Consider the following 18,138-nt stretch of genomic DNA (forward strand, 5'->3'; position numbering starts at 1 on the left):
CCGCGCCCTCGTCGCCGACCTTGTCCGGCAGGCGACCGCGCCTGACGACCCAGACACAGACTGGAAGGACCTCTCATGAAGTACTTTGGAACCGATGGCTTTCGCGGCCGTGCCAACGAGGGGCTCAACGTTGACCACGCCTTCAAGATAGGGCGCTATGTGGGTTGGTACTACGGCGCGCGCCGGGGCCGCAAGGCCCGCGTCATCCTGGGCAAGGACACGCGTCGCTCCAGCTACATGTTCGAGAGCGCGCTGGTCTCGGGTCTCGTGGCCTCGGGAGCGGACGCCTACACGCTTCACGTCATCCCCACTCCGGGCCTTGCCTTCGAGACGGCCGACGGAGGCTTCGATTGCGGCATCATGATCACGGCCTCGCACAACCCCTATTCCGACAACGGGATCAAGCTCGTAAACACCGAGGGCTACAAGATGGACGAGGACGTCCTCGAGAAGATCGAGGACTACATCGACGGCAAGCTGGAGGTTCCGCTCGCAACAGGTGACGCCATCGGCTGCACCGTCGACTACATGCAAGGGCGTAACCGCTACATCGCCCACCTGATCGCCTCCTGCGGCTTCTCGATGCAGGGCGTCAAGGTCGGCCTGGACTGTGCCAACGGCGCGGCGTCTTCGGTCGCCCGTCCGGTGTTCGACGCTATGGGCGCCGAGACCCACGTGATCAACAATGCCCCCAACGGCTTCAACATCAACGTCGACTGTGGTTCCACCCACATCGAGCGCCTGCAGGACTTCGTCGTGCGCAATGGCTTGGACGTGGGCTTTGCTTACGACGGCGACGCGGATCGCTGTCTGGCGGTGGACGAACGCGGTCATCTCGTCGACGGCGACCTCATCCTCTATGTCTGCGGTACCTACCTGGCAAAGCACGGACGGCTTGCCAAGAACACCGTCGTGCCCACGGTCATGAGCAACTTCGGCCTCTTCAGGGCCTTCGATGACGCGGGACTCTCCTACGAGAGGACTGCGGTGGGTGACAAGAACGTGTGGGCGTGCATGATGGAGCATGGCTACACGCTGGGTGGCGAGCAGTCGGGGCACGTCATCTTTGCCGACCTCGAGAAGACCGGCGACGGCATCATGACCAGCCTGCGCATCATGGAGGTGCTCCGCGCCGAGAGGGAGCGCCTCTCCGAGCTGACGCGCCCCGTCACGCTCTACCCGCAGCAGCTCGTGAACGTCCGTGTGGCCGACAAGGACGCTGCCATGAGCGCCCCCGAGGTCAAGGAGGCCATCGGCAGGGCCGAGGCCCTCCTCGAGGGCAACGGGCGCATCCTCGTGCGCGCTTCCGGCACTGAGCCCCTCGTTCGCGTACTCGCCGAGACTCCTCGGGAGGCCCTCTGCACCCAGGCGAACGACATCGTCCTCAAGGCGCTGGAGCCCTACCGCCAATAGCGTGTCTTTTTGCGAGGCCACGTCGGCGCCTGGCGAATCGCTGGTAGAATTGCCCAGACCATGAGGCAGGAGCGATGACACCAGGAGGCCCCATCATGTGCGGAATCGTCGCATACACCGGCAAGAACCAGGCAGAGGAGTTCCTGCTCAAGGGCCTGCAGGCGCTTGAGTACCGAGGCTATGACTCGGCGGGCATCGAGGTCGTCTCGCCGTCGGGCAACCTCCACGGCGTGAAGTGCGCGGGCCGCGTCCAGACGCTCGTCGATCGCTGCAAGACGGCAAATCCCGTGGGTACCACGGGCATCGCGCATACGCGTTGGGCCACCCATGGCGCCCCCTCCGACCGCAACGCTCACCCGCACCTGGACTGCTCGGGTCGCATCGCCATCGTGCACAACGGCATCATCGAGAACTACGCCGAGCTGCGCTCCTATCTCGCGCGCAACGGTCACACGCTTGTCTCCGACTCTGACTCCGAGGTCATCGCCCACCTTGTCGAGGATGCTTGGAAGGGTCCCGCAAGGGGCGACCTCGTGCGCGCCCTCAGCAACGCCGCCGAGCGCCTCACGGGCTCCTACGCCATCGCCGTCATCTGTGCCGATGCGCCCGACCAAGTGGCCGTCACCCGCAAGGGTGCGCCGCTTGTCGTGGCCAGCGCCGAGGACGGAGCCTATGCCGCCTCCGACGTCACGCCGCTCGCCTCGGTCACATCGCATGTCATCACCCTGGATGACGGCCAGCTTGCCCTGCTCGAGGGTTCCGGCGGGGTGCAGGTCTTTGATGCAGACTGTAACCCAGTCGAGCACCCTGACACTTTCGACATCGACTGGGACGCCTCTGCAGCAACGCTCGGCGGCTACCCGGACTTCATGGCCAAGGAGATCTCCGAGCAGCCTGAGGCCATCGAGCGCCTGCTCAAGGACCGCCTGGGCGAGCACGGCATCAACCTCGACGAGCTGAGCATGAGCAATGAGGAGCTTGCCACCATCGACCGTATCTACCTGGTTGCCTGTGGCACCTCCTACCATGTGGGGCTCATTGCCCGGGAGCTTGTCGAGCAATGGGCTAAGATCCCCGTCTTCTGCGAGTACGCCTCGGAGCTGAACTACAAGGAGCCCCTGGTCACTGCCCATACGCTCTGCGTGATCATCACCCAGTCCGGCGAGACGGCCGACACGCTCACGGCGGCGCGTCGCATGCGTGCCATGGGCTGCAAGGTCTTTGCCATCACCAATGTGCTGGGCTCCACGGCTGCGCGCGAGTCGGACGGCACCCTCTATGTGCAGGCTGGCCCCGAGATCTGCGTCTGCTCTACCAAGGCCTACACGGCGCAAATCGTCGCAAGCGCGCTCTTGGCCCTGCGACTCTCCCTGGCCAAGGGGCAGATGGATCAGGCGGAGGTCGAGCGTCACTTCCACGACCTCAAGCAGCTGCCTGACCTCATCCGCGAGGTGCTCAAGCGTGACTGGCAGGATCAACGCGCGGCATCCCTCTTCAGAAACGCCCGCTCCGCCCTCTTTCTGGGGCGCGGCGTCAACTCGACGACGGCCTACGAGGGTGCGCTCAAGCTCAAGGAGGTCAGCTACCTCCATGCGGAGGCCTACCCAGCTGGCGAGATGAAGCATGGGCCCATCGCCCTTCTGGAGCCGGGCTTCCCGGTGGTTGCCATCGTGCCGGCAGATCACGTCCATGACAAGACGGTCTCCAACATCCAGGAGGTCATTGCGCGCGGCGCTACCTGCATCGCCGTGGCAACCGACGGCGACGAGCAGGTGGCCTCCCTCTGTGAACACGTGCTGTGGATCCCGGCTGCGCCCGACGAGCGCCTGGCCCCGATCCTTGCCGTCGTCCACCTGCAACTCCTGGCCCGCTATGTGGCCCGCGCCCGTGGCTGCGACGTGGACAAGCCGCGCAACCTCGCCAAGTCCGTCACCGTGGAGTAGCACCGTGGCGAGGGCGGGCATCGGCGTGGACATGCTCGAGATCGCGCGCATGCGCCGGGCGATGGAGCGGCATCCCTCCATCCTGCGGCGCACCTTCACCGAGGAGGAGTGCGCCTACTGCGAGACGACGGCCCGCCCGGCGGAGCACTATGCCGCCCGCTTCGCTGCGCGCGAGGCGGTCCTCAAGGCGTTGGGTACGGGGTTCTCGGATGGCATCGGCATGAAGGACGTCTCCGTCGGGCGCGGTGACGACGGGCGACCCCGTGTCGTCCTCATGCGCAGGGCGGCCGAGCTTGCGCAGGCCCAGGGGGTCCAGGAGGTCGTGCTCTCCCTGTCGCATACGCGCGAGGTCGCCGTCGCCAATGCCGTGGCCGTCACGCAGGACGTGCGTCCGCAGGTCGATGACGTGCCCGATCCCGCCAGAGAGATGCAGGCCTCGTTTCGCGAGGCACGCTCGGTGATAGACGAGCTCGAGCGGCTCCAGGACGGCATAATGGATATCCTTGACAGTGACACCCCCAGCCAGGAGCAGACGGCGTCGGCACCCGCGTCGGGGGATGCGATGGGAGAGTGACGTGCTATGCAGCCTGTTCTCAACGTTGAGGACGTCAGAAGGGTCGAAGGTGGCCTGACGGAGGTGGGCGTCAGCATCTCCGAGTTGATGCATCGTGCCGGTGCTGCCGCCGCAAACGAGGTCCTCGGCATTGGTGACGTCGAGACGGTCGCGGTGCTCTGCGGCGTGGGCAACAACGGGGGAGACGGCTGGGTCGCATCCGAGGCACTTCGCAAGCGGGGCCTCACCGTCACGGTCGTGACGCCCGTCGAGGTCGAGGAGGTCCAGAGTGACCTAGCCCGCGTCGTCGCCAGGAGTGCGCAGGCGTCCGGCGTGAGCGTCCTTGTCGCTCCGCCACGCGACGAGCTCAAGGCGTTGCTGGCCTCCTCTGACGTGGTGCTCGACGCCATGCTGGGCACGGGCTTCCATGGCGGGCCGCGTGCCCCGTTCGATATCTGGATCGCCTGCGTCAATGGCTCGGGTGCCCGTGTCGTCTCGGTGGACGTGCCCTCGGGACTGTCCGCTCAGACGGGACTGGCGGACGGGGCCCATGTCATCGCGGACATGACGGTCACCATGCTCTCCCTGAAGCCGGGTCTGCTGAGCGACTGCGGTCGAGATGCCTGCGGTGCCATCGTCGTGGCGCCCCTGGCCGAGCAGACCGAGCGCCTCGTTCGCGAGGCGGATCCCGTCGCCTGGCGAGCCGATCTCGAGGACTATGCCGACGTGCTGCAGGCTCCCTCGAACGCCGTGGACAAGTTCACGCGCGGCTCGGTCCTGGTCGTCGGTGGCTCCCTGAGGTTCCCGGGTGCGCCCGTGATGGCGGCCCTCGCCGCCGCGCGTGCTGGGGCGGGCTATGTCACGCTTGCGGTGCCGGCTCCCGTGGCTCCCATCATCCAGCCCCATCTGCTCGAGATACCTGTCCTCGCCCTTCCGGCGGAGGAGGACGGCACCTTCTCCACGGGCTCCATCGAGCAGGTGGTCCAGCTGGCACAGAAGCGCACCGCGACGCTCGTGGGCCCAGGCATGCGGGTGAGCTCCGGGACGGCCGGCATCGTCTCTCGGCTCATAGCCACCGAGGTCCCGCTGGTCATCGATGCCGATGGCCTCAACTGCCTGGCGCGCCTGACCTCCAACCGTCTCGACGACTTCCCCGAGCTGCTGCGTCGCAACGCCCCCATCGTCCTGACGCCACACCGCCGTGAGCTGGGACGCCTCGTGGGACTCGAGGATACGCCCCCCGCCTCGCTTACGTCGGCGATGGAGGCCGCACGCCGTATCGTCTGGTCCGATGGCGGGAGCGAGATCACCGTCGTGTCCAAGGGCTCTGCGACCGCCTGCATCGGCACGGATGTGGCGATCCTACCCAAGCCGGGCCCCGCGTCCCTGGCGACCGCCGGCTCCGGTGACGTCCTCGCTGGCGTCATGGCATCGTTCCTTGCCCGTTCCAACACGGGCAACGAGGACCTGCCGCTGCTGGCGGCGCTCGCATGCGAGGTCCACGGGTACGCGGGCTCCATCGCCGCAGAGCGCCTTGGCTCGCGTGGGGCCATGGCCCGCGACATCATCGATGCGCTCGGCCTCGCCGAGGATGCGCTTGAGGAGCAGATAGCCTTCCCCGAGTCCGCATCGCAGGCCTAGGGGCCAGGGGGAGGCGGTCGCATGCCAAACGTGAGCTATCCCAAGAACCGTTGGGCTTGGGTCGAGGTCGACCTCAACGCCATTCGTAAGAACACGCGTGCCTTCAAGGCGCTCCTGGAGCCACGCACGCAGATGATGTGCGCCGTGAAGGCGGACGCCTACGGGCATGGTGCCGTCGAGTGCGCCAAGGCCATGGCGTCCTCGGGTGCCAGCCAGTTTGCCGTCGCCACGGTGGATGAGGGCGTCGAGTTGCGCAGGGGCGGCGTCGCGCAACCCATCCTCATGCTCAACGAGTGTCCCCTCGAGGGGATCGATGACCTTCTCGCCTTTGACGTCATGCCGTCGGTCTACACCTCCGGCTTCGCGCTCGCCTATGGCGAGAGGGCCGTGTCACTGGGCAAGGTGGGTCGCTACCACCTGGCCATCGACACGGGTATGAGCCGCATAGGCGTGCTCCCCGAGGATGTCGTCGAGTTCCGTCGCATGATCGACTTCCATCGTGGGCTCGAGTGCGCGGGCAGCTTCACGCACTTCGCCACCGCGGACGCCATCGGTGACTGGGACTTCCGCCAGCAGTCCCTGCGCTTCTCCGATGCCGTCTCTGCCCTGGAGGGCGCGGGACTCGAGGTGGGGCTCGTGCACTGCGACAACACGCCCGGCACGGTCCTGCATCCGGAGAACCACTTCGACATGTGCCGCGTGGGCATCGGGCTCTATGGGCTGCAGCCCTCCGAGACGACGGCTCCCCGCATCGCGCTGGAGCCCGCCATGAGCGTCCGCGCCCGCGTGACGCGCGTCGTGAACCCCGCCGTGGGGGAGGGTGTCGGCTATGGCTTCACCTACCGCGTGCCCAAGCCCAACATCCAGATCGCGACCGTGCCCGTCGGTTACGCGGATGGCCTCTCCCGCAGCCTTTCCAACAACATGGACGTCCTCGTGAGGGGTATGCGCGCGCGTCAGGTCGGACGCATCTGCATGGACCAGTTCATGTTTGCCGTGGACGTGAACGACATTCGCGCGTACCATCCCGCCACGGCCGTGGAGCGGGGCGACGTCGTCACGCTCATCGGTCGCGACGGTGACGACGAGATCAGCGCGGATGAGATGGCGGATCGTCGCGACACCATCAACTACGAGGTCGTCTGTAACTTCTCGCAGCGTCTTGACCGCATATTCACATAGGGGCTAGCCATGGGCGTCATGCACATTCCCGGACATACCCACCAGAGGCCTGGAGAGGTCTCCCTCGAGGAGATCCGCTCTCTCATGGGCAACTGTCAGCTCTGCGAGCTGGGACAGACCAGGAGCAACCTCGTCTTCGGCGTGGGCGACCCCCACGCCCGCGTCATGATCATCGGCGAGGGGCCGGGCAAGAACGAGGACCTGCAGGGCGAGCCGTTCGTCGGGGCGGCGGGAAAGAAGCTCGACGCCCTGCTGGGCAATGCCGGCCTCACGCGCGACGAGGTCTACATCGCCAACGTCGTGAAGTGCCGTCCGCCCTCGAACCGCAACCCGCGTCCGGCAGAGATCGAGGCCTGCTCGCCCTTCCTGCGCGAGCAGGTTCGCAGCATCTGGCCCGACGCCATCATCTGCCTGGGCAACTTCGCGTCGCAGTGGGTCCTCAAGACGGACCGAGGCGTGATGTCGCTGCGTGGCAGGCTCCACCAGCAGGGACACTTCGTCGTGCTACCCACGTTCCACCCTGCGGCCTGCATCTACCACAGCGAGTGGCAACCCCTGCTCGAGGAGGACCTCAGGCTTCTGGGCGCCTGGCTCAGGGAACATCCGGCGGGGGAGGCGTAGGCATGGGAGGCTTGCTTCGTCGAGACGCGCGGGGCACGTTCCTCTCGCCCGACACGGCATCGACCATCGAACTTGGATGCGAGCTGGGCCGCTGCCTCGGGCCGGGCGACGTCCTGGTGCTCACGGGCGACCTGGGGGCTGGCAAGACGCAGCTCACCAAGGGCATCGCCCGCGGCCTGGGCGTCACGGACGACGTGACGAGCCCCACCTTCACGATCGAGATGGTCTACGAGGGCTCCTCCATGCCGCTCTACCACTTCGATCTGTATCGCCTGAACGATGCCGCCCAACTGGAGGACACGGGCCTCTTCGACGTGCTGGGCGCCGACGGTCCCTGTGTGATCGAGTGGGGAGAGCAGTTCTCCGACGACATCGGGGAGGAGCGCCTCGACGTGTTCGTGACGCGCCTGGACGACGAGGCCGACCCCGGCGAGGAGCCGCCGCGCCGCGTGACGCTTGTGGCACGCTGTCCTCGCGCCGAACGCATCATCGACGCGCTCGGGTCACGTCTGGACGCCTAGCCTAGCCGCCGCGTCCGTCGGCATGGCCGTCCGCGCCGTGCATGCACGTCCGGCCGACAGGTGCCCGGACCCCATGTCGCCGATGCAATCCGAACCGTTCCCATCCACAGGGAGAGACATCCCATGAGTGACAGCCCCATCCAGAACAGCCGACCCCGTCTCGTGCTTGCGATCGACACCTCGACGGACATGCTCGCCTGTGCCGTTGGCACCCTGGTGCCCCAGGAGGGCGGTGGCCTTGCCGTCGAGCTCCTCTCCTCGGGTGACCACCCGTGTCGCCGCCAGGCCAACATCGAGATTGCAAGCACCGTGCACGCCTGCGTCGAGCGCTCTGGCCACGTGATGGCCGACCTCGACGACGTGCTCGTGGGGCGTGGCCCTGGATCGTTCACGGGCGTCCGCATCGGCATCGCCACGGCGAAGGGCCTGGCCTGCGGCTTGTCCAAGCCGCTGCTGGGGGCCTCGACCCTCGATGCGACCGCGTGGGTCGCATGGCGCTCGGGCATCCGCGGCAAGCTCGCCGTGGCCGCAGATGCCATGCGCGGAGAGGTCTATCCGGGCATCTACCTGCTGACGGATGTTGGCTGCGAGCGCCAGTTCGACATAGAGACCGTCATCAAGGCCGACACCTGCATCGAGGAATGGTCCGCATGCGTCGACCGTCACGAGCTCGTCCTCACTGGCAACGGCCTCAAGAAGTACCGCGAGCGCTTCGAGGCGGCTGGCTTCGCAAACTTCGCGGACGAGTCACTCTGGTTCCCCACAGGAGAAGCCCTCCTGCGCGCTGCGGCGGAGCATCCCGAGTCCTGCGGAAACGGGGACCCGGCCCTGGTGCTGCCCGTCTACACGCGCCTCTCTGACGCTGAGGAGAGCGAGCGCCGCCGTCTGGGCATCCAGGCGCCTGCCTCGGTCGAGGCGACGGGTGTGGACGAGGCCCTGGCCGACCGCCACCTGCAGCTCCGCCCCATGTCCGTGAACGACCTGCCTGCCGTAGCCGCGCTCGAGGCGCGGGCGTATGCGGGGACTGCGCACACGCCCTGGGGCGAGCGCCTCTTTGCCGCGGAGCTCGAGCAGCCGGGACGATCCTGGTGGGTCGCCCACGACCTAGGCCAGGTCATCGGCTTCGCCGGAGGGCAGATGGCCGGAGACGACTTCGAGATCACGGACGTCGTGGTGGCCCCCGACCGCCGTCGCGCGGGCATCGCGAGCCGTCTCGTCGCACGCATCGCCTACGACGCCCACGTGCTGAGCGCACGAACCGCCTCGCTCGAGGTGGACGAGGGCAACGAGGCTGGCCGTGCGACCTATGCCTCCCTTGGCTTCAAGGGGGTGGGGCGCCGTCCTGACTACTATGGGGCGGGCCATGACGCCCTCATCCTCAAGGCGACGCTGCCGCTCACGGCAGATGCCGAGCATGCGCCCGAACGCATCGAGCCAGCCGCGTCCATTCGCCCGTGGCCTATCGTGGCGGGCCCGCGCAGCGTCGAGGCCCGCGCGTCCCTCGACGCGGCGGGGGACCTCATCCTGGCCATCGAGTCCTCCTGTGACGAGACGGCCATGGCGGTCATCGACTCGCATGGCGTGATCTGCGCCAACGTAGTGGCCACCTCCATCGACTTCCACGCCCGCTTCGGTGGCGTCGTGCCCGAGATAGCCTCGCGCAAGCACGTAGAGGCCATTGTCGGCGTGTTCGAGGAGGTTATGGCCCAAGCGGGGGCGCACTTTGGCTGTGACGCCCTCGTGCCGGCAGACCTGGCGGCTGTGGGCGTCACGGCAGGCCCCGGCCTCGTGGGCGCCTTGGTCGTGGGCGTGGCCTTCGCGAAGGGGCTCTGTGCCGCCGCCGGGCTGCCCCTCTTGGCGGTGAACCACCTCGAGGGGCACCTGCTCGCCAACCTCTTCGAGACGCCCGACCTGAGGCCGCCCTTCGTGGCCAGCCTCGTCTCGGGCGGCAACACCATGCTCGTCCATGTGCGCGACTGGGGCGACTATCAGGTCATGGGTGCCACGATCGACGATGCCGTGGGCGAGGCCTTCGACAAGGTGGCCAAGGCCCTGGGCCTGGGCTACCCCGGCGGGCCCGTGATCAGTCGGCTTGCGGCGCAGGGCAACAAGGGGGCCGTCCACTTCCCGCGCGCCATGATGCACAGCCATGACTACCGCTTCTCGCTCTCGGGCCTGAAGACCGCAGTCATCACCTACATCGAGGGGGAGAGCAGGGCCGGTCGTCCCATCGACCTGCCCGACCTGGCTGCCTCCTTCGAAGCGGCGGTCATCGACGTCCAGGTGTCCAAGGCCCTGACGGCCGTGGACGAGACGGGCGTCAGCGACTTCTGCGTGGGCGGTGGCGTGGCTGCCAATCCTGAGCTTCGTGCTGCGTATCGCAGGGAGTTCGGCCGTCGAGGCGTGCGCGTCACGGTACCTCCCCTGGTGGTCTGCGGAGACAATGGGGCCATGATTGCCGTGGCGGCGCTGCGCAACTGGAGGGCCGGAGTGCTCGCGCCGCTCACCCAAGACGCGGACCCCAACGCCAAGCTGGGCTGCTGGAGCTCGTCCGAGCCGCCTGTGGTCGGCGAGGGATGGCCGTCAAAGTAAGGCACGGCGTTACCACGTGCCATGGCTGGTGCCACAGATGTGCTGGGGCCAGACGGCATCAATCAAATCTGGCTGGACGCAACGCGAAAGGTTGGCGACCCCGGCTATGTGAAGCATCCCCAGATCACCTGGTATGACGGTCACCCCGTCATGGGGTAAGGGTTTTGCGGCTGCCAGGGGTTGGTCTCCCAAAAAGACAGGCTGTTACGTAGCTGTTTCCAGAGAGGAGGCCATGGGGGCTAGCGTCCGCAGCCTGTCCTAAGCTGACCCCTAGCGTACGGAACTTTCTCGCATTCGGTTGCAAGGGGGAGGGGAATGGGTCCCCTCCGGTTGTGTACGCGGAAGGGGTCTTAACAGGCAAGGTTTGCAGAAAGAGGGAACGATCATGGCAACCAATCCCCACACAGGTGTCCATCAGACGACAAACGCCCCCATGGATGGCAAGGGCGGCTGCTCTCGTCGTGACTTCCTCAAGCTCTCCGGCCTGACCACCCTCGCAGTCGGCGGCACCGCCCTGCTTTCCGCCTGTGGTCCCGCCGCCCAGGGGACCACAGACGGCATGGACGGCACCTCCTCAGGCTCTGATACCGGTACCCTCGGTGACGGCAAGACGATGCGTGTCGGCATGGAGGCCGCCTACGCTCCCTACAACTGGCAGACCGCCGAGTCGACCGACTACACCATCCCCATAGAGAACGTCGACGGTGCCTATGCCGATGGCTACGACGTGCAGCTCGCCAAGACCGTCGCGGATGCCCTTGGTATGGAGCCCGTCGCCGTCAAGATGAGCTTCACTGGCCTCATCGACGCGCTCAACAACGGCCAGATCGACATCATCATGGCCGGCATGTCAGCCACGGACGAGCGCAAGCAGGCGGTTGACTTCTCCGAGCCCTACTTCGTCGGGGGCTTTGGCCTGCTCGTCAAGAGCGACTCACCCTACGCCAGCGCGACGTCCCTCAGTGACTTCTCGGGCGCTGCGGTCCTCGGGCAGAAGGACACCCTCCTCGACACCGTCATCGACGACATCCCGGGCGTCAACCACCTCACCCCGGTCGACTCGGTCCCCTCGCAGCTCTCCCAGCTCAACCAGGGTACCTGCGACGCCATCACCTTCAACACCGAGAACACCAAGGGCTTCCTGCGCGCCAATCCCGGCCTGGTCGCCGTCCAGCTTGCGGATGGCAGGGGCTTTCAGGAGACCGTCCCCTGCAACGCGGGCATCAAGAAGGGCCAGGAGTCCGTCCTCGCCAAGATAAACGATGCCATCGCGACGGTACCCGACGACAAGCGCCAGGAGATCTTCGACGCCTGCGTCGACCGTCAGCCAGCCTAGCCAGCGCCGACAATCGCGACGCCCAGAGGCACATGCCCCGTGTGATGTGCGCGGAGGCGCGTGTCGCGTCTGCCCTTCACCGACCAAGGAGGTCTCCTTTCGATGAGTGCCAGCCAAGAGGGGCCTGAGCCTGCCAACGATCCTGCCGCTATGCCCATACCACGAAGGGACGGTCCCGTCGGCTTCGTGCTCGCGGACCATCGCTACGTGTTCCTGGGGACCAGCGTCATCGCGCTCGCTGGCATGTGGCTCTCCATGCAGCCACGCTCTCACATGAGCTTCCTTGCGGGCGTCTATGCCGTCGAGGTCGGCATGTACTACGCGCTTCTGGCATTCCTCGCCGTAGCGGGGGTGGCGCTTGCCAACAAGCTCCTGCGCTGGCGCGACTATGCCCGCACCTCGCCCTTCGTGCGGCCCGCCGCTCGGAGGGCAGAGCGCATTGCCTCCTGCCTCGTGGTGCTCATCACCTGCGTGCTGTTCGTGGACCGCGTGGTCATGGGCTTCTCGGCCATCGTGTCTGCGGCCATCGCGTCCGACACCAACCCGCAGGACTTTCTCTCCGGTGCGGTCTACATGGTCTTCGAGGGCCGTGCCATCTTCGCCCAGGGCATCGCGACCACCGTCGAGCTTGCCCTCTTCGGCACCGTCATCGCCTTCTTCCTGGCGATCTTCTTGGTGTTCCTGCGCATCCAGCAGATCGACCGGCCGGACAACGATGCCGTGCGCTTCCTCAAGGTCCTGGGCGTGGGCTTCGCGCGCGTCTACTCCTCCGTGGTGCGCGGCACGCCCATGATGGTCCAGTCCCTGCTCATCTACTTCGCGGGTTTTGCCGTCCTGCGCGGCACAGGCATGTCCACGACGCAGATCGGCTCCGTCTGGACCACCTTCGTGGCGGGCCTGGTCACCATCTCGCTCAACTCCACCGCCTACATGATGGAGGTCCTGCGTGGTGGCATCGAGGCCGTCGACGCCGGGCAGACGGAGGCGGCCCGCTCGCTCGGTCTCTCGCAGTGGCAGGCCATGACCAAGGTCGTGTTCCCCCAAGGCATCAAGAACGCCATCCCCGCCCTCTCCAACGAGCTTGTCGTCAACATCAAGGATTCCTCGGTCCTCTCGGTCATCGGCGTGTTCGACCTCATGTTCGCCACCACGACGGTCGCCGGCATCTACTACCGCCAGCTCGAGGTCTACGCCGTTGCCACCCTCTGCTACCTCATCCTCACGATGATCGCCTCCAAGCTGCTCTCCATCATGGCGCACCACCTCGACGTCTCCGCGCCGGGGCCGGTCCTCAGCACTTCCGACGCGACCTCGACCGCCGGCACCGCAGGGGGCAAGGCCGATCCCAACAAGGTCAAGCTTGCCGTCGCCCACAAGAGGGCCAGACGCCGCGGTGCTGGCATCACCGCTCCGGGAAGGTAGGCGAGAAACGATGACAGGCGATCCCAACACCACCACCTCCGCCGAGCCGATCATCCGCGTCGAGGGCCTGCGCAAGTCCTTCGGGAGCCATGAGGTCTTGAAGAACATCGACTTCGAGGTCATGCCCGGCGAGGTCGTCACGGTCATCGGGGCCTCGGGCTCCGGCAAGTCCACGCTCCTGCGCTGCATCAACCTGCTCGAGACGCCGGACGCGGGCCACGTCTGGTTCCGTGGACAGGACCTGGCGGCCGAGCATGTCAACGTCAATGCCCTGCGCGAGAGGATTGGCATGGTCTTCCAGGGCTTCAACCTGTTCAACAACCTCAACGTGCTCGACAACTGCACGCTTGCCCCCATCACGCTCAGGAGGGCGACCAGGGCCGAGGCCGAGGCGGAGGCCCGACGCAAGCTCGAGGCCGTCGGCCTGCTCGAGTTTGCCCAGGCCCCCTCGGCATCGCTCTCCGGCGGGCAGAAGCAGCGCGTGGCCATCGCGCGCGCCCTCTGCATGGAGCCGGACCTCATGCTCTTCGACGAACCCACCTCTGCGCTTGACCCCGAGATCGTGGGCGAGGTCCTGGGCGTCATGCGTGACCTCGCGGCCGACGGCATGACCATGGTCGTCGTCACCCACGAGATGGACTTCGCCAAGAACGTGTCCGACAAGGTCGTCTTCATGGACCAGGGCGTCATCGCCGAGCAGGGGAGTCCCGAGCGGCTCTTCACCCGACCCGGGCACGCGCGCACGCGCGAGTTCCTGGCGCGCTACCTCGAGGATACCGGCGTCGCGCAGGGGGTGTAGCCATGGCGGACGTGTGGCGGTTCTTCTCGCATGAGGACGACTACGCCGACCTGGCGCAGGACGAGCTCTGCGCACGTCTTGGACGGGCCCTCGCCATCCGCACCGTCGGCGGGCCCACGCGCGAGGAGACCGACTGGGCCGCCTTCGACGAGCTCGAGGACCTCTTCCGTGACTCCTACCCCTACGTCTTCGAGTCGGCGTTGGTCGAGAGGATCGACCATTCCCTGCTGCTGACCCTTGAGGGCACGGACGAGGACCTCGACCCCGTGATGCTCATGGGCCACATGGACGTCGTCTGTGTGGTGGAGGGGACCGAGTCTGACTGGACCCACGACGCCTTCTCCGGCCACGTGGACGGCGAGTGCGTCTGGGGCCGTGGTGCCCTGGACATGAAGGACCAGGTCGTCGGCGAGCTCGAGGCGGTCGAGTACGCGCTCAGCCACGGATGGCGGCTCCGGCGCACCATCATGCTGTGCTTCGGTCAGGACGAGGAGACCTTCCAGTCCGGTGCCCGTGCGTTGGGGCGTACGCTCGAGGAGCGCGGCATCCGCCTTGCCTTCGCGGTGGACGAGGGGGACTACCGCATCGTCGACACCGCGCCCCTCGGCGCCCCGGGGCACCATGGCATGTGCGTCGGCCTTGCCGAAAAGGGCTACGCCGACGTTCGCCTGACGGTCCGCAGCCCGGGAGGCCACTCGTCCAACCCCTTTGGCGGCACGTCGCTGGCCATCCTCGCCAGGGCCATAGACCGCGTCGCAAGTGCCCCCTGGCCCGTCGAGCTCATCGAGCTGGAGCGCCAGGCGCTCTCCGTCCTGGCGCCGCACGTGAGCCAGGATCCCCTGGCCTCGCTCGTCGCGGGCGGCCGTGCCTCCATTGACGCGAACGCCGAGAGGATCGCCACCCTCTTCCTCGCCGACCGCGACCTGTACCCACTCGTCACGACGACCGTGGCGCCCACCATGGTCGAGGGCGGCTCCCAGCAGGCAAACGTGATGCCCCAGGACATGTCGGCCACCATCAACTTCCGCATGCTGCCGGGCGTCAGCTGCCAGGACGTGCTCGAGCGCGTGCGTACGCTTGTGGCGGACCTTCCCGTCGAGGTGGAGCTGCTTGCGGACGTGAGCAACGACCCCAGTCGTGTCTCGCGCGCGGATGGTCATGGCTTCTGCAAGCTCGCGGATGTCGCGGGCCGCTACTTTGTGGATCCCGATGACGGTGAGCCGCTCACGCTCATTCCGTCGCTTGTCGTAGGGGCCACGGACGCCCGCATGTACGAGGGCGTCTGCGACAGCTGCCTGCGCTTCTCGGCTTTCGTGGCCGACGACGGGGAGGTCGGGCGCGGCGTGCATGGCACCGACGAGCGCATCACGAGGCGCGCCTACCTCCAGGGCGTGCGCTTCTTCATCCGCCTGATCGAGGAATGCTGCCTGTAGGGGTGCTTTGGGGCCACTATCGTCGACGGTGCCATTGCTGCGACCTCAACCAGAATCTCAAGCGGTACTTAGCTGGTATTTGCTGAGCTTGCATGGCATGGCACACGTTGGCGGCGCGGCGATTCGAGCCTTGCCGTCCAGTGTCCAAAATCGACCGTTCGCCAGAGGGACCGTGGCTCTTGACACAGCACCTGCGGCCGATGGCATTGTGGCGATGACGGATGGATTGGGGCGGCAGGGCTCTCGGCGACCCGTCTACCAGTCCGTTTCACCCAGCTTCGCACTGGGGTGAATGAGCTGATTACTTTTTCTAACTAATCTGCATCACTTAGAAATAAAACGCATAAAAAATTAAACATATTCGCTATATCATCCAAACATGTACCAGCGGGAGGGAGCCGATGACCTATTGGGTCCCAGACTGTGCCAGGGGACATCCGAAAGGAGCTGGTTTTCATGAGTTGGAAGATCACGCGCAGGAACGAGGCCACGTTCTACGAGCCGCCGGCCCACTTTGACGTGCGCTGCACCCGCCTGAACAATGCCGACGAGGTCAATGACGGCAGGGTTGTCTTTGGTCTCTCGCACTTCCTGCCCGGTGGTGGTTGCGAGTATGGCTCAAACCCCTGCGAGAGCATCTATTACATCGTCGAGGGCGAGATGGACATCACTACCGATGACGGCAAGACGACGACCCTTCATAAGGGCGACTCGTACCACTGCGGCCCCGACACCGAGAAGGGCATCAAGAACAATGGCCCTGTCACCTGCCAAATGCTGACCATCATCGTTCCCCCCGCAGCCAAATGAGGCCGCTCCGAATAGTTCGGAAGGGTGTCGGCGTACGCCTGATGCATCTCGATCGCCATCCATGGAAGGAGTACCGCAATGACCGACCTATTTGATCTGACAGGTAAGAAGGCTGTCGTCGTCGGTGGGGCCGGCGGCATCGGACAGGCCATTGCCGAGGGGCTTGGCGAGGCGGGTGCCCAGGTCATGATCACGAGCCGCAAGGAGGAGTCCCTCAAGCGCGCCCAGTCCGAGATCAAGGAGAGCTCCGGTGTCGACGTCCTGTACCACGTCGCCGACGTCACTGACGAGGACGCAGTCGAGAAGCTGCTCGATGCCGCGGTCGACGAGATGGGGACGGTGGACATCCTCGTCAACTCCCAGGGCTACAACAAGAAGTTCCCCGGCACGGAGTTTCCCGTTGACGAGTGGAACAAGCTCATGGACGTCAACGTCAAGTCCCTGATGCTCACCTGCAAGCACTTCGGGAAGTACTGGAAGGACAACGACAAGCAGGGCAAGATCATCAACGTCGGCTCCGTGCGCGGCATCCGCGCCGTGGGCAACGGCGGCATGGGAAACGTCGGCTACTGCTCGACCAAGGGTGCCGTCGAGATGCTCACCAAGGCATACGCTTCCGACCTTGGTCCTAAGATCCAGGTCAACTGCATTGGCCCCACCATCACCTACACCCCAATGATGGTCGGCCTGCTGCCGGATGACGAGACCACCCGCAACGCCATCGCCAAGGCCATGCCTGCCAAGCGCATCGGCTACCCCGATGACTGCAAGGGCGTCTCCATCTTCCTGGCCTCAAAGGCCTCGGACTTCATCACCGGTTCGTCAATCTATCCCGACGGCGGCCTGAACGCCGTGGGCTAGGTCCGCTTACGGCGGCGAGGTCGTCTTGCCACCCTGCTGCCCTTTGGATGGGCATCGCGCACGTCACTGCGTACATGAGAGAAGAGACATATGGGCCTCACGTTTGAGAAGAACAAGATATACGAGATGCCAGTCTTCTTCGGACCCTCGCCCGATCCGAAGAACCCCCGCCCGGACGGCACGATCCTCAACAAGCCGGCTGACGTCGAGGCGGCCACGGTCATGTTCGAGACTGATGCCAGCATGCTCGAGGCACTGCTCCCGGATGGCTTCTCGCTGGCAGAGCCCGTCCTTTCGGTGGCGCAGTGCGAGTTCAAGCACATCGGCAACTTTGCGGGCAACTCCTATACGCTCATCAACATCTCGGTTCCCGCGAGGTTCGATGGCGAGCGTGACCATCTGCGTGGGGACCTTGTGCTTGCCATGTACGAGAATCACGCCGAGCCAATCATCGGCGGTCGCGAGCTTCTCGGCTACAGCAAGATCTACGCAGACATACCCCGTCTTGCCGAGCATGACGGCATTGTGAGGGGCCAGGCCTCCGACTGGGGCTTCAAGTTCCTCGACCTCAGGCTCGATCTGAACAGGCAGCCCGAGGACGGCGAGTACATGAGTCGGATCACGGGCGAGTCAGAAGCGAAGTTCAACTACAAGTACATCCAGGCGTGCCCCGAGAAGGGGCAGAAGCCGTGGGAGGCTGCGGTGGACGCGAGCTATCCCGTCGCCAACCCGACGATCGGCTGGGAGGCGCCCGAGGGCTACCCCTACACGCTCGCGGAGCCAAGGAGGCAGCCCTGCGCAGGTACGGTCGAATTTCATGCCCCTACAGGCGAGGACATGCCCATGTCCTGGTGGATTCCCGCCTACCTTGCCAAGCTCCCTATCAAGCGCTATGTCGGCGCCTCGCATGCGTTCTACACCGATCCCGCCGACTACACGCGGATCTACCGGCTGCGCTGATCGCATCCTGCAGGCTGGCACCTCCCCGGTCACATCTGCCTGCGGTCCCAC

At 65.9% G+C, this 18,138-nt stretch carries 15 protein-coding genes; all 15 read left to right on the forward strand.

Annotated elements, in window-relative coordinates; genetic code table 11:
• Positions 1-75 precede the first annotated feature (75 nt).
• The 15 genes from glmM (at position 76) to OLSU_RS00915 (ending at position 18,087) form a co-directional block, all read left to right on the forward strand.
• On the forward strand, positions 76-1,413 hold the full coding sequence (gene glmM / locus OLSU_RS00845; protein WP_013251046.1) for a phosphoglucosamine mutase: 1,338 nt from the start codon (positions 76-78) through the stop codon (positions 1,411-1,413).
• A gap of 95 nt (positions 1,414-1,508) precedes the next feature.
• On the forward strand, positions 1,509-3,356 hold the full coding sequence (glmS, locus tag OLSU_RS00850; protein ID WP_013251047.1) for a glutamine--fructose-6-phosphate transaminase (isomerizing): 1,848 nt from the start codon (positions 1,509-1,511) through the stop codon (positions 3,354-3,356).
• Positions 3,357-3,360: 4 nt separating this feature from the next.
• On the forward strand, positions 3,361-3,930 hold the full coding sequence (gene acpS, locus OLSU_RS00855) for a holo-ACP synthase (RefSeq protein ID WP_013251048.1): 570 nt from the start codon (positions 3,361-3,363) through the stop codon (positions 3,928-3,930).
• 6 nt (positions 3,931-3,936) lie between these two features.
• Positions 3,937-5,550 carry a bifunctional ADP-dependent NAD(P)H-hydrate dehydratase/NAD(P)H-hydrate epimerase gene (locus OLSU_RS00860; RefSeq protein WP_013251049.1) on the forward strand — a complete coding sequence of 538 codons (1,614 nt, stop codon included), beginning with the start codon at positions 3,937-3,939 and terminating at the stop codon, positions 5,548-5,550.
• 21 nt (positions 5,551-5,571) lie between these two features.
• Entirely contained in the window at positions 5,572-6,732 is a 1,161-nt protein-coding gene (gene alr / locus OLSU_RS00865) for an alanine racemase (protein WP_013251050.1), read from the forward strand.
• Between the two features lie 9 nt (positions 6,733-6,741).
• Positions 6,742-7,353, forward strand: a complete 612-nt coding sequence (locus OLSU_RS00870) for a uracil-DNA glycosylase (RefSeq protein WP_013251051.1) — start codon at positions 6,742-6,744, stop codon at positions 7,351-7,353.
• A 2-nt stretch (positions 7,354-7,355) separates the two neighbouring features.
• Positions 7,356-7,874 carry a tRNA (adenosine(37)-N6)-threonylcarbamoyltransferase complex ATPase subunit type 1 TsaE gene (tsaE, locus tag OLSU_RS00875; protein WP_013251052.1) on the forward strand — a complete coding sequence of 173 codons (519 nt, stop codon included), beginning with the start codon at positions 7,356-7,358 and terminating at the stop codon, positions 7,872-7,874.
• A gap of 123 nt (positions 7,875-7,997) precedes the next feature.
• A complete protein-coding gene (gene tsaD / locus OLSU_RS00880) occupies positions 7,998-10,466 on the forward strand; it encodes a tRNA (adenosine(37)-N6)-threonylcarbamoyltransferase complex transferase subunit TsaD (protein WP_013251053.1) in 2,469 nt (822 codons plus the stop codon).
• Between the two features lie 385 nt (positions 10,467-10,851).
• Positions 10,852-11,802 carry a transporter substrate-binding domain-containing protein gene (locus OLSU_RS00885; RefSeq protein WP_013251054.1) on the forward strand — a complete coding sequence of 317 codons (951 nt, stop codon included), beginning with the start codon at positions 10,852-10,854 and terminating at the stop codon, positions 11,800-11,802.
• A 102-nt stretch (positions 11,803-11,904) separates the two neighbouring features.
• Positions 11,905-13,224, forward strand: coding sequence for an amino acid ABC transporter permease (locus OLSU_RS00890; protein ID WP_013251055.1), 1,320 nt, complete (start codon positions 11,905-11,907; stop codon positions 13,222-13,224).
• 10 nt (positions 13,225-13,234) lie between these two features.
• Positions 13,235-14,023 carry an amino acid ABC transporter ATP-binding protein gene (locus OLSU_RS00895; RefSeq protein ID WP_013251056.1) on the forward strand — a complete coding sequence of 263 codons (789 nt, stop codon included), beginning with the start codon at positions 13,235-13,237 and terminating at the stop codon, positions 14,021-14,023.
• Positions 14,024-14,025: 2 nt separating this feature from the next.
• Positions 14,026-15,456, forward strand: coding sequence for a M20 family peptidase (locus tag OLSU_RS00900; RefSeq protein WP_013251057.1), 1,431 nt, complete (start codon positions 14,026-14,028; stop codon positions 15,454-15,456).
• Positions 15,457-15,912: 456 nt separating this feature from the next.
• Entirely contained in the window at positions 15,913-16,266 is a 354-nt protein-coding gene (locus tag OLSU_RS00905) for a cupin domain-containing protein (protein WP_013251058.1), read from the forward strand.
• A gap of 78 nt (positions 16,267-16,344) precedes the next feature.
• Positions 16,345-17,127, forward strand: coding sequence for an SDR family NAD(P)-dependent oxidoreductase (locus tag OLSU_RS00910; RefSeq protein ID WP_013251059.1), 783 nt, complete (start codon positions 16,345-16,347; stop codon positions 17,125-17,127).
• A 90-nt stretch (positions 17,128-17,217) separates the two neighbouring features.
• Positions 17,218-18,087: an acetoacetate decarboxylase family protein gene (locus OLSU_RS00915; protein ID WP_013251060.1), complete on the forward strand. Its 870-nt coding sequence runs from the start codon at positions 17,218-17,220 to the stop codon at positions 18,085-18,087.
• Positions 18,088-18,138 lie beyond the last annotated feature (51 nt).

The sequence above is a fragment of the Olsenella uli DSM 7084 genome (assembly GCF_000143845.1).
GTDB classification, from domain to species: domain Bacteria; phylum Actinomycetota; class Coriobacteriia; order Coriobacteriales; family Atopobiaceae; genus Olsenella; species Olsenella uli.

What these genes read in the sequence shown, in the direction of transcription:
- glmM (WP_013251046.1), top strand. Translation starts at nt 76, where the DNA reads ATGAAGTACTTTGGAACCGATGGCTTTCGCGGCCGTGCCAACGAGGGG.
- glmS (WP_013251047.1), top strand. Translation starts at nt 1,509, where the DNA reads ATGTGCGGAATCGTCGCATACACCGGCAAGAACCAGGCAGAGGAGTTC.
- OLSU_RS00860 (WP_013251049.1), top strand. Translation starts at nt 3,937, where the DNA reads ATGCAGCCTGTTCTCAACGTTGAGGACGTCAGAAGGGTCGAAGGTGGC.
- alr (WP_013251050.1), top strand. Translation starts at nt 5,572, where the DNA reads ATGCCAAACGTGAGCTATCCCAAGAACCGTTGGGCTTGGGTCGAGGTC.
- OLSU_RS00870 (WP_013251051.1), top strand. Translation starts at nt 6,742, where the DNA reads ATGGGCGTCATGCACATTCCCGGACATACCCACCAGAGGCCTGGAGAG.
- tsaE (WP_013251052.1), top strand. Translation starts at nt 7,356, where the DNA reads ATGGGAGGCTTGCTTCGTCGAGACGCGCGGGGCACGTTCCTCTCGCCC.
- tsaD (WP_013251053.1), top strand. Translation starts at nt 7,998, where the DNA reads ATGAGTGACAGCCCCATCCAGAACAGCCGACCCCGTCTCGTGCTTGCG.
- OLSU_RS00885 (WP_013251054.1), top strand. Translation starts at nt 10,852, where the DNA reads ATGGCAACCAATCCCCACACAGGTGTCCATCAGACGACAAACGCCCCC.
- OLSU_RS00890 (WP_013251055.1), top strand. Translation starts at nt 11,905, where the DNA reads ATGAGTGCCAGCCAAGAGGGGCCTGAGCCTGCCAACGATCCTGCCGCT.
- OLSU_RS00895 (WP_013251056.1), top strand. Translation starts at nt 13,235, where the DNA reads ATGACAGGCGATCCCAACACCACCACCTCCGCCGAGCCGATCATCCGC.
- OLSU_RS00900 (WP_013251057.1), top strand. Translation starts at nt 14,026, where the DNA reads ATGGCGGACGTGTGGCGGTTCTTCTCGCATGAGGACGACTACGCCGAC.
- OLSU_RS00905 (WP_013251058.1), top strand. Translation starts at nt 15,913, where the DNA reads ATGAGTTGGAAGATCACGCGCAGGAACGAGGCCACGTTCTACGAGCCG.
- OLSU_RS00910 (WP_013251059.1), top strand. Translation starts at nt 16,345, where the DNA reads ATGACCGACCTATTTGATCTGACAGGTAAGAAGGCTGTCGTCGTCGGT.
- OLSU_RS00915 (WP_013251060.1), top strand. Translation starts at nt 17,218, where the DNA reads ATGGGCCTCACGTTTGAGAAGAACAAGATATACGAGATGCCAGTCTTC.